Origin of the sequence: Trichocoleus sp. DQ-A1, from assembly GCF_039961955.1 — a bacterium.
Classification (GTDB): domain Bacteria; phylum Cyanobacteriota; class Cyanobacteriia; order Cyanobacteriales; family FACHB-T130; genus FACHB-T130.
This window is the reverse complement of record NZ_JAMPKE010000028.1, coordinates 66,454-78,688: the sequence shown is the minus strand read 5'-3', so window position 1 is coordinate 78,688 and position 12,235 is coordinate 66,454. Positions and strand designations below refer to the sequence as shown.

5 protein-coding genes are annotated in these 12,235 nt (G+C 46.2%); 2 read left to right on the top strand and 3 right to left on the bottom strand.

Going from position 1 to position 12,235, the window contains the following annotated elements:
- On the top strand, positions 1–989 hold a 989-nt coding region (locus tag NDI33_RS21275), incomplete at its 5' end, for a DNA cytosine methyltransferase (RefSeq protein ID WP_190675804.1).
- Positions 990–1,707: 718 nt separating this feature from the next.
- A complete protein-coding gene (locus tag NDI33_RS21270) occupies positions 1,708–4,674 on the top strand; it encodes a DUF3854 domain-containing protein (RefSeq protein WP_190675802.1) in 2,967 nt (988 codons plus the stop codon).
- A gap of 594 nt (positions 4,675–5,268) precedes the next feature.
- On the opposite strand, the gene NDI33_RS21265 is transcribed toward NDI33_RS21270, so the two are convergent.
- The 3 genes from NDI33_RS21265 to NDI33_RS21255 are packed head-to-tail and all read right to left on the bottom strand — an operon-like array spanning position 5,269 to position 12,168.
- Complete coding sequence (locus NDI33_RS21265; RefSeq protein WP_190675800.1) at positions 5,269–7,908, bottom strand: DUF3962 domain-containing protein; 2,640 nt, start codon at positions 7,906–7,908, stop codon at positions 5,269–5,271.
- Positions 7,898–11,074 carry a hypothetical protein gene (locus NDI33_RS21260; protein WP_190675799.1) on the bottom strand — a complete coding sequence of 1,059 codons (3,177 nt, stop codon included), beginning with the start codon at positions 11,072–11,074 and terminating at the stop codon, positions 7,898–7,900. Before NDI33_RS21260 ends, NDI33_RS21265 begins: the two co-directional genes overlap by 11 nt.
- Positions 11,071–12,168, bottom strand: coding sequence for a hypothetical protein (locus tag NDI33_RS21255; protein WP_190675797.1), 1,098 nt, complete (start codon positions 12,166–12,168; stop codon positions 11,071–11,073). The genes NDI33_RS21260 and NDI33_RS21255 overlap by 4 nt, the downstream gene beginning before the upstream one ends.
- Positions 12,169–12,235 lie beyond the last annotated feature (67 nt).

Genomic DNA, 12,235 nt, shown 5'->3' with positions numbered 1-12,235 from the left:
ATGCTCCCACCCTACCGGATGATGCTCCAACGGCTATTGTACTGTTTGCTGGAGGCGGTGGTGTAGAAGCTGGCATGGTCATGGCTGGTGTTAGACCCGTCTTGAGCGTGGAATGCGACCCCAATCTAACAGAACTCTCTGCCGCACTTGCTGCCTCTTTATCGCTGAACTTCAAACCCTATGGCACTAAAATAGTTCAACAAACGGTTCAAGAACTCGCTGACGCTAGTTTCCCCAGATTCCCCCAGCCGGATTATCTGCACGCTTCTCCGGTCTGCTCAAACTTTAGTAAGGCGCTGAGAAACGGCACCGAGCAATCAGCGGATTTGGAAGCAGCAACTGCTGTAGCCACTGCGATACGGGTATTGCAGCCCAAATGTTTCACGCTGGAGAACGTATCGGGGTACCGAAAATCAGAATCATGGCAGATTATTCAGGATGAGCTTGTAGGGTTGGGATATCAGATAACCGCCGCGGTGCTGGATGCGGCAGATTATGGGGTTCCTCAGTCTCGAAAGCGGTTGATTGTCAAAGCCGCAAGGGGAAAAGCGCCAGGGCTACCGCCCAAGCAAGGCCGGGTGGGGTGGTATGAGTTTGTTAAAGATTTAATCCCGTTGCTGCCCCCATCTCAACTTCTCCCAAATCAACAGAAGGTACTTGAGGAGAAGCTGGCGATTTGTCCAGAGGTTCCAGCTCTCTTGATTGAGCGCATCGGGTTTAGGAACGCTTTACCAAAACTGAGGGAACCCACGGAGCCAATCTGGACGATTAAGAGAGCCATCTTTACAGACCAAAGGCAAGGTATTCGCAGTCGGTTTATTGATTTGTGGTGTAATGATGGCACGGTTAAGAGCTTGACGGTGGAAGCAGCAGCGCGGCTTCAAGGTTTCCCTAACTGGTATTACTTACCCGAATCAATTAATGTGGCGGGTTCGCTTCTGGGTTATAGCGTACCGCCGCACTTTGCACAGCAACTTTACTCACCTTAAGCGATCGCTCAAGGTGAATTGGGAGCGCTATTGGACTTTCTAAAACAGACGCAGGGCGGGCGAGAGCGATCGCCCAAGGTGAATCGGAATCGTTATTGGACTGTCTAAAACAAAACCAGAGTGGGCGAGAGCGATCGCACAAGGTAAATCGGGAGCGTTGTTAGACTTTCTAAAACAGACCCAGAACGGGCGAGAGCGATCGCACGCTGACTACTTAAATAAACTTAACCGAATGTGCTTACGCAGTAGAGAAATCAGGATTTTCCCAAAAACGAAGCAAAATCTTTGTCAATTTCGCGTGCGAGTTCAACCTGCCCGCTTATAATTCTTTCAGGCCTCGCAAGTTGACTTGGCATCGAATGCTTCCAGGGCGATATCGTTCTGAGAAGTCAATCCGGAAGTTACTTCAACTTCCAACAGAAGCACTCTTCAAGAGCGCTATTGATCAACAACTAAATATTTGCCACGGGCTAGGAATTTTTTCCTAACTCAGAAGGTGTGAAAGTTTTGCTGACGATACCACCAACTGAGAATGCGCGATGAAGGCTAACCACGAAATCAATCGTGGGGAGCTAGACCGTGGCAATTACATTTTACTGAATCTGGCTCTAAACTTGTCAAAAATTTTCAACTTTTTTTGCTCAAGTTGCTCCAAAGGTTCCGTAAATCCTCGCTCCAGAGCCTCCATCGCGCCCTAAATATACGTTTGGAGGTTTTTATGGTTGCGCCAACATCTGGAAACAAATCTTTTTCTTCAGTCGAATCTTTCCCAGCTCATCAGGAAGAATGGGTTAACGGCAGTAGAATCTCTTCGGAAATCGCTTGCCTCAACCTCAAAAGTCTAGATGACCCAACCCAAATTGCTCAGCTACTCTCCTGGAAAGCCTACGGCGGCACAGCTGGCTGGTACGTCCAAGGAATTGACCCGATAACCGGCGCTGACCGGAATTTCGGACAGTTCAAACCTAACGAACCGATTCAATTTCCCGATTCGGATAAACCCCAAAAATATTTCAGTTTCCCCAAAGGCGCTGTCTCAGAAGCTATCTTCCTGCGAATTTCTTTGAGCGCTTGGCAGCTGGTCGCTTGTCGTTATGGAGTGCCCATGCCTCATCAGATTGAAATCAATGATTCCGGAGAAGCCCTTGGTTTCTGGGCTTGGATATTAGAACACCCGGAAATCCCGATTACCATTACTGAGGGCGTTAAAAAAGCTGCCTGCCTGCTTTCCGGTGGCTATGTCGGAATCGCTCTGACGGGGGTCTGGAACGGTCAACAAAAGAAACGGATTTTAATACCGACCTTACAACCTTTCGTTACCTCAGGACGCCCGGTTGACTTGGCATTTGACGCTGATATTGTGGTCAAGACCGAAGTCCAATCCGCCCTGAAGTTCTTGGGTCATCTGCTCAATATTGCCAAAGCGATTGTCCGCATTGTCACTTGGGATTTACAACTAGGAAAGGGTTGCGATGATTTCATCGTGGCTCATGGTCAAGAGAAATGGGACGAAGTTGTGAATAACGCGACGCCTTATAGTGAATGGCTCAAGAAACTGGAACAGCAGTTTCACGGATACCGCAGTCTTGATAATCAGCGTCAAAGAACTGGAAAGATTCCCCCAGCAGATATGGTGGCTCATGAAATCGCCCAAGAATACCGCGAACAACTCGCCTTCAACGATGAAATCGGTTATTGGATGCGCTATGAAGCTGACCATCCCGGGATGTGGTCTATCGAGACGAATGAATATATGGAGTCGATTGTCGCCAAAATTTTGGATTCTAAAGGAATCCGAGGCTATGGTGCCTATAGTTATGTCACCAACGTGGTGAAGAGCCTGCGAGTTTTGCTGATTAAACGCAAATGGGTAGAACCCTCCCCGAAACAACTGCTCCCTTTCCGCAATGGGGTTCTAGAAATCTCGACTTGTAAGCTCCTACCTCACTCGCCCGGTTATCACTTCACCTGGCAGTTACCCCGCGACCACGACCCAAATGGAACCAATTGGAGCCGGATTGAAGCGTTTCTTGACCATCTTTCCAACGGCAATACGGCGATTAAAGAAACCTTATTGTGTTTTTGCAATGCGGTCTTAAAAGGGCGCAAAGACCTGCACAAGTTCCTGCACTTGATTGGTCTGGGGGGAACGGGTAAGGGAACCTTTGGACGATTGCTAACCGATTTAATCGGCTCTGACAACATCTACAGCACGACTTTGGAAGATTGGTGCGGGAATCGGTTTGAAGCTGCCAACGCTTATAAAAAGCGTTTAGTCGTGTTCTGGGATGAAGATAAGCAGACTGGGAAACTCGGTAAGTTTCTCTCTTTGACAGGTGATGATTGGATACGGGCTGAAGAGAAGGGGAAAAAAGGCTTCCAGTATCAATATGACGGCTTGACGCTGGTTTTATCGAATCTTCCGATTTTCACCGGGGATGCTGCTTCGCGGATAGCGCGACGGGTGATTACGGTCCCTTGCAATAACCCGGTCTCAACCCGCTCACGTCGCGACCTGAATGCTGAGTTTACTGGCGAGTTAGATGCTTTTACCAATCATGTTTTAAGTCTTTCGGATGCTCATGTGACCAAGGTGCTGATGGGGCTGGTGGATATCCCAGAATGCACGTTGGAGTTTTGGGAAAACCGCGCCCGGGTTGATTCGATTGCTGCTTGGGTTAATGACTGGGTAATTTACGATGTTTTGGCAGTGACTCCGGTTGGTAACGATAAGGAGGAGGGATTCAACGGCACTCCTCGGACTTTGTACGGGTCTTATTGCTTGCACTGCAAACAATCTGGGACTTCTCCTAAAGCCAATAAAAATTTCAGTCCAGATTTATTGGAGTTGTGTCGGAGTGTCTTGGGTTGGGAGGTGTCGCGCAAGGTAACGAAGATAGGTAAGTTTATTCAAGGATTGAGGCTGCGGACTGATTGGGATACAGAGATTCCCACCCATGACTTTTTGTTAATGCAACGGGTGACAGAGGAAAATTCTGGCGGTCGCTCGGAAGATGACGGATTGAATAATGGATTAGGTGACGGGTCACAAGTCATGGATACTAAGGCTTCCAGCTTAAGTGACGAATCTTCTCTTATTTATAAAGGAGATTCAATATCTGAAGAGGCAGTGACAATCCAATCTAATTATGAGCAATGGGAAACTTCTCAAGTGACACCGAAGTTCAACCTTCTATTAAATAAGGGTTCTGAAGAATCACTGGCATTAGACACTGTCTCTGTCACCGGCGAGGAAACCCGAGAGGGACAATTAGCCAACTTAGAGTCAGCAGCATCAGACACCACATCTGATGCTGCTGAGGAAACTCCAGCGTTGCAGTTGGCTAACTTACTGTTGCAGTGTCAGGCTTGGGCCGAGATAGAGAATGCGATTTCTTTATATGAAGCTTATAAAAATGAAGCCTGGAAGCTTTTAGACCCCCAGCAGCAACAACGTATCAAAACCCTCAAGGTGAGGTCTTTACTCCGAGTGGGTTCGCGGGTTTGTATTGACCCAAGTTCTTGGAGTCCTTTATCGCCTTATATCGGAAAGCTAGGCACGGTGAGGAAGGTGACAGATTTGGGCTACTACGAGGTGCAACCGGACGGGGAAAATAAGCGAATCAATTATGCGGTTGAAGACCTTAAACCTGTGGAAACGCAACTTGGTTTCGGCAAGCGGTAACTTTCTTTTGTCAGCACCAGATAGACAAGCATTCCGTCCTGTGGAAACGCCACTTGGGTACGACAAGCGGTAACTCCGGGTAGACGAAGCTCAAATCTCTCGCTGAACTGGCTTTTCGCTCTATTCATGAATCGCTAACTCCGAAGGTTAGTATTGCTTTTGGTCGGGACAATTGGCAAATTACGAGCTTTGAGCTGAGTGCGATCGCTCAATTTTTGCTGCTGTTATTAACTCAGTGCTGCTGAATCAATTTGCCTTTTCTCTCATCCCAGAAGGTTCTGTTAATAGGCTGGCGCTCCACTCAGGGACGCTGAATGAGCGCGTTAGTCTGAACTCCAAGAAAATGGCTGTTGTGCCAAAGTCCAAATTACATCTCAAAGATAGATGCTGTTGAGCCTATGCTAACGACAGTTTGCCGAAAAGAACCCTTTTCGGCAATGTTTCGACAAGAAAGATACGGCTATATTTATTTACTTTGTCGGCTCATGTTCTGTCCATCTCTCCTGAAAAAGTTGCTCTCTTTCCGGTTCCTCTTTACCAAGCCCCGTCAAAAAATTAATGATTTTTGCAAGAGGTTAAATAAGAAGGTTACACTCATGGCTCACGGATAGCTTGAATGGGACGGTATGCCTCTAGCTGAGATGCTAGGTGAAGGGGTGCTGGTAGCGTTGTAGTTCCAAGGTACTGAATCAACCCATAGAGCCGTTGGCACTGAACAAAGCTTGCCCAGTCGCTAAAGCGATCGCTCTCTTGGAGAGTCAAACTCAAAAGAATGCCACGCGGGTTATAGCCTTGAGCAGACGGCTGCGTCTTCTTTAGCCCTCCAGCATTTTCTCCCTTCGTTGCTACCAGTGAAATCAACTTGCTTTTGTTGAGAATCCCATCACTACGGGAATCTGGACGCTGATTGCTTAAATAGTAGTAGCCACCATTAGGATCTTGAGAGGATGGATGAAACACGCCCTTTGTATGTCCTTCTAGATTGCCTTCATCGTTACAGGCTCGGTAGACAGGAACTTCCGATGTGCTAGGTGTGAGAATACACGCTACACGAACATTAGGATATTTTGAGGTTGGTATAAACTCAATACCCTGCTCCACACCAAAAGCGAAGGTGTGCTTGTGCCAATGCTTCTTATGAAGGAATAACAAACCGCGATTCCGGAGATTTTCTGCGTCAAAGCAATACAGTGTAGGTTGTTTTGTTTCCTGAAAAAGATTATTGAATACCCAATTTTGAATCTCATTCCGATTGAATTTAATGGGAGAAAAGGCGCTTGCTCCAGATGCCATTTTCACTTGGAAGTCAAAGAAATCTAGCCAGTCATTACAACCGTAGGCTTTGGCAGTTACACCTGTTTTGTCCATACGAACTGCTACAGGAAGGTACTTAATGTTGTCACCCGTGTAGAAAGGAATGACGTATACACCCACACTGGCGACATCTAAAGGAAAATTCTTTGCTTCAAATGTCGGATAAACGTAAACCCCAGCCATTGCCAATGCACTAACTAGCGAGGTTTCCACCCGTCGTGCAAAATCACTTTGCAAAGACTTCATTTTGTATGATTTTCCTTCCTCCTTAGCAGCTTGTCTTTCTGCTTCGACTCGCTCTAGTTCGGCTTGTAATGCTTCCGTAGTCAGGAAATCCTCTGTATCGTCTTCGTCTTTCGGTTCAAAGTGATCGGTGACGCAACCTAGCATTGCTAGAGCTGGACGAAAACAAGGTTTAGGATCTTTTCTTGCATCTTGCCAGAATTGCTCTTTAGGCAGAATTTCAATCAAGACGATCGTTTTTGTACCAAGTGGCGATGGTGAAAGCGTGTTTTTAAAGTCGCGAATTCTCTTGCTACACTCAGATTTCCACTGCTGTCCTGATAGCTCTGCACCTAATGCTCCCAGACTTTCCACGACAACATCGGTGATCCCGTATTTCCTGGCAAGTGGCTGGATTAGTTTTTCAGTTGGTGTGTCCTGGGCTAGAAGTATCAGCCGAACATTGGGTGGGATGGTGAAGGGTGATGCCTGAGGTTCCGCTGCAAAGTGCAACTTAAAAAATTCTTCAACTTTTCGATATTCAGAACCTGCTTTAGTCAGAGCCTTTGTATTATCGCACCGCACATAAGTTTCTATAGGAGAGAACTCATTGCCAAGCAATGCCTGTACTCGTTTTAGACAAGCTTGGTGAACGATCTCAATATCAGTTGGAAATAAGCCAGCACCTGCATTGTGCGACTTTGACATCCGATTACTGTAAACCGTTGCCCAAGCAAATTCACTATTCTTGTATGGAGATTGGATTACCTCCTGGGCAGTAAATTGATTTTTGAAATTCAATTCCCTAAGCAGTTGAGCCAGATTTCCCTCAAAATCTACGCCTTTGTCTTTGCCAAGATATTTCAATTTACAAGGTGCAAACCGAGTCGAGCCAGTTGGCTTGACACAAACAGTGACCCCAGACTTCAAATAACCTAGTTCCCAACTCACCCAGCGCCGAACGCCGTATTCACACGTCAGGTATGGAGTGCCATTTGGATGGTAATGAAGCGCAAACGTTATGAGGTAGGAATAGTGGTGGATGGTTTTTTCTTTTTTCTTTCTCTCTCCTACCTCTATCTCAGGCAGCCAACTGACCACTTCCTTTGCACTGGAACCATCCAAGATACTCTCTTGAAAAGGAACTTCCCGAAAAGTCTTACCAGTGCGAGGATCGACCAATGCTAATGGTTCAGCAGCGATCGCACTGGAAAACAAGTAAGGAATCAAGTGGTAGTACAGCGGGTCAATGATTAATTCTCCATCTTTGACTTGCCAAACTTGATCTGGCAGGGTAACTGGTACAAACTTCAGGTCAGAACCAGTCAAAGTATGAATTTGCTCAATGTCTTCATCTGTTGAGCATTGTGAGTTTTCAAATGAGACGTTTAACCAAATTCTGACAATAGATGCAATATAGTTCGTAGAGATTTGATCGGTTTTAGAGTAAAGCCATTTAGTTGGTTTTAGCTGAAATGCATCGGGTGATGGAAATAAAACATCCTCAATTAGAAGCTGAAGTGCTTGGTTAAGGCACTTTACAGGGGGCAGGACGTAGTTCTTGCCCAACTTGCGTTGCTGTAATTTATTAAATACCTTCTTCCAATGCTCAGGAACTTCGAGGGCATACAAATCGAATGGAATTGAGATTTGAGTCGGAACATTTAGAGCAAACAACTGGATTGAGTTATATGCCATCAATTTTCTCCAATGCACGATAGAAAGGTTCATACAGAGACCGTACTAGCGCAATTTCACGCGCGTCAAATGCTGTCCGCGCTTTGGCGAAGTAAGGGCGAAGGACGTATTCAAAACCTTTAAGAAGTGAGTCCTGCTCCGTTTCTGGTCTCTTTTCAGCAAGATTGGGTGCCCAAGCTGCATCAATAAATCGGATCAAAGTAGGTTGGCTACCGCGAATTGTTCGGGCGATCGCCTGCCAAGTCAACACCATCTGGCTCCAAATCAATCCTTCTCGGACATCCTTGGGAAGATTTTTGTCGGAATATCGCAAAACGGTGTCCAGACTTTTGAGAAAGATGCGATAGCCATCAGTTCGCCAAGATTCACATGCCTCTAAAAGTTTACCCGGACTATCTTCTAAGATGGCTCGCCGCTCTTTGCACAATGCTAAGCGAAACTTGTACTCCAGATCGTCCGAGGCTGGATGGGGACGAACCAAGAAGTAGGCACCGCCAAAAGCACTCAGTCCCTCGTTATTCAAAATGTTCTTACCGCGTCCGATTGCGGCGATGGGCGCAATGAGAATTGCTCGGTTAGTTTTGGCAAAGTTCTCAATATTTCCACGAGAAATCAGTGATTCGTCAATTTCCTCTAGGGGTGAACGCCCTGTCAACGCAGCGATTCGGCTACTCCATTCTTTGCTGGTGTCAAGATTTAAAATTGCCTCATGAACAGACTCAACTTGTTCATAACTGTTGACATACCAAATTAAACGCTTACGACCTTCTGGCAAGGCATCAAAGTCACGCTGTAGCACGTCTGTCTGTTGCAGGAAGGATCGCACAATCTGTAAAAGGGAGTCTTCCTTCAAAGAAACTCCGGAAACGCGCACAGGTTTTCCATCTGGCCAGTAACATGGTGAGAATTGAAATTTACTTTGAGCAATAGCTGCGATCGCCACCTGATCTTTGGGACGTAGTAAGTAGTCAACTGGGAGATCCACATGATATGTGGGGCTTTGTCCTGCCCAACTTGTACCACTCAGTAGTAGTGCGTGTGCGCCCTGAATCCCTTCATCTGCAAAAACATGGGAGAAATTCTCCAATAACCAACGCCCTTGGCCTAAAGCTTGGAAGTACCAAAGGGTTAGTTGGTTATCCCGTTGTTCCAGTTTGAACCCACACACCAATCCCGATGCCAGTCCAGGAATCAATCCATAAAAATCTCGTGGAATACGATTAAAGAAAACGATTTCATCTGCTCCCTCAGCATGGTCACTCAGTCCGTAGGCTGTTTTGATCGCCTGTTGAAAAAAGGACACGAAGAGTACTAACTTGAGAAACAATGCAAACCGGCAGCTAAACTCCCGGCGATCACTAATTGACTTGATCCACCCTCTATCCGTTAGGTCTTTTTCCAGTTTGGTAATTGTGTCTTGCTGCTCTTGATAGTTTTCGTTAGAAAGACGCATGGCATATCCAGCTAGCCAGGAGCTTTTCCAATCACCCAACAGAAACTCTGATAACTCTTGGTAAATCGGATTTTTGTCGAGGATGAATGTATTTGCTTTGGTGTCGATTCCCTCAGATTTGGCGATATCCAAAACAAAATTCCGAGCTAACGATGAACAGGTAAAAAACTGCTCCGCTAGCCATTCAATCTCATTTGGTGAGATTTGGAGTTGAGTGTAAATGTTATCAACAAGGGCATCGGAATTTTGAAGCGCGTGATTAAATTGTCCAAAAGTGACTTGCCGCAGATCGTTTCTAGAGTTGCGAAGCTTCTGAGACCGCGTCCAAGTTACAACTTGGTCAAGAAACCCATTACTGCCTCTCTCAATGAGTTTAATTGCAGGTAGAAACGTTGAATCTAAGTTGGCTTGAATCTTATCGCATTCATCGAAGAAAACCACACTACAAGTGCGATACATTAACTCATAGTAGGTAATTGACTGGGGACTAACGTGCGGCGATGGACGAGTAAAAATTGCCGCAGCTACAGTTGTTAAAATGACATCCGCATTTGCCAGTTCGTTTGTATCCCGATGTCTGGGACATTGCCCAATCAGCGGACATACTCTTAAGCCCCCTCCGTTTTTACCGTTCTCTTCTTCCTCTTTCCGTTCTCGCAGTTCAAAGCACGGAGGTGATGATGGGATTGAGGGTTGGATGTGAGGGCTTAACGGACAGGCTGTAGACAGGTGAGTGAATCCATCCATTTCTCCATCTACGCTATGCCAGTTCTCAAGATGTAATTTGCGATTGCGCTGACCCATCACTACTGATACTCGTAACCCCGCTTTTTTAAGCAAGTTAGCCATTCTAATACAAGTCACAACTTCATTAAAAACGACCCCAGTTCGATGTCTTTTTTGGGCAAGAGCAATCACCAAGATGTCTATGAGCGTTGACTTTCCTGCGTTCAGCAACCCCACCATGTGTTTGACACCATCGAACACTAGGGTATCGTCAGCAGCAAACCCCATGCCCTGAAAATGTTCAAGGATAATGTTTTGGAAACGTTTTAAATAGTTGTTACCACAGCGGTCATCTAAAAGCTGGGCTGCTGCTTCCATCTCCGCTCTTGTAATCGTGATGGGTTTGGTGTTCTCATGATGCAGGGATATGACCTTACCTGGATAGGTCGGAAAAGTCTCTGGAATTCTGACGCTGTATGTGGTTTCTTCAGACTTAAAGCGATATTCCTTGCCAGGTTCAGCTAATTTAATGCTTCGATTGCGGTACTTGAGTTTGTTGCTAAGCAAATCCTCAAAGCACTCAAAGCGATTGCCCCAAATTGCGGGCATAGGTTTACGAGAGAACCGATACGCATCATCAATTTCGTAGGCTCGGTACTTTGAAGGGATTTGTCGGTAGGTTTTAACTGACTGTTCTACAACGTCCTGATTTGTTAAATAGTGTAGAAGTTGGCGCAAATTAAATAATGTCCGCTTTGCCTCTGCGGTGTCTGCCACAGATTGTAAATGTGGAAATAAATAGAAGCGGTTAGAAATCAATACCCACAACGTGATTGCTGAATCGAGTTCAGACTGTAGCCCCAACTTTTCGATGGCAAATAAACCAAGCTCGACATCGAGTAAGGCTTCAATCTGGTCTTTCGGTAAGCTGGCTTGTTTTTGCAGCGATTGTGTTGCTGCTGATCGCCAAGATCGGGTTTCCTTCATGTTTGCCTCCTTTGACCGGGCTGTGTTCCAGCTTTCTTCTTGGCTAGAGCAAATATTGCATCGTCAAAGATGGGACGTACTGTTTGCCAACGCCATCTGGACTTAAGTTCTTTGAGATAGGCTGGACGCTCTTTTTTCCGCTCGACAGGAACCACGATGTATCCGACATTCCACGGTGGATTGTCAGGGATTGGTTCATCGCCCAGACGCTTTACTAGGAGATAGGGATTTGAGTAGTCTTTCAGATCGAGTGCCCAAATCTCGCCATCGGGGAAGGTTACTCTCAGGTCGTAGCGATCGCAAGCAGGATACAGTTCAACCTGTAGCCCCAGCTCTATTAACTTCTCATAGAGACGAATTTCTGCCCTACCTGGGTAAAACCAGAAGCGTTCAATGCCACGCCTCAGCTTGAGACAATCACTGGGCAACTTCATTTTGCGCTTGAGTCGCCGCCCCGGTGGACAACGATTGCAATTTGGATTGGCAATAACCTCCTCATGAGCTACCGATGTCAAAGCGCGGCAATACGGACAGGCATAGAAATTCCCCTGAAATTCATAGCAGCTAGGGGCAGGTTCGTAGCATTCTCCAAGCAGATCAGCCAATCCAACTCCCAGTCCAAACAACCCTTTAGTCTCTACCAGTTCTTGATTAGACAACACTGGATGTTCAACAACAAATCGACGAAACTTTGTGTAGATTTCTGCCCCCCTTGAATGAGCCTGACACCGCTGTAGCAGTGTGTTGGCGATTCTAGATTGTTCCTGGGAAATGACGCTGCCACCAAACGCTTCTGCAAGCTCAATCGTTACTTCTGTAGGCTCTCCAAAGAAGAGTAAAGAATCGCTGCCGTTCAGCTCATGGTCAATTTCTAAACCCCACTCCTCCAAAGGCTTCTCACACCAATCCGTATAGAACTCCGGAACGCTGCTAGGCGCACGCTCTGGAATACCTGCCAGCATGAAAGCCAAAATTACGCCGTTATAGCCTAATTGCAAGTCTTGAGGGTAGGGGTAGAGCCTTCCCTGCTGCTGAGCTACCTTGATAAGCCCAGCAGAAATCTGCTCAATTGTGATAGTATCTAGCTTAGACACAGTTACTACTCTAAAAATTTCATTTTTTACAATAGTAACTTCATTTTAAGGAGGTGTCACTAAAACT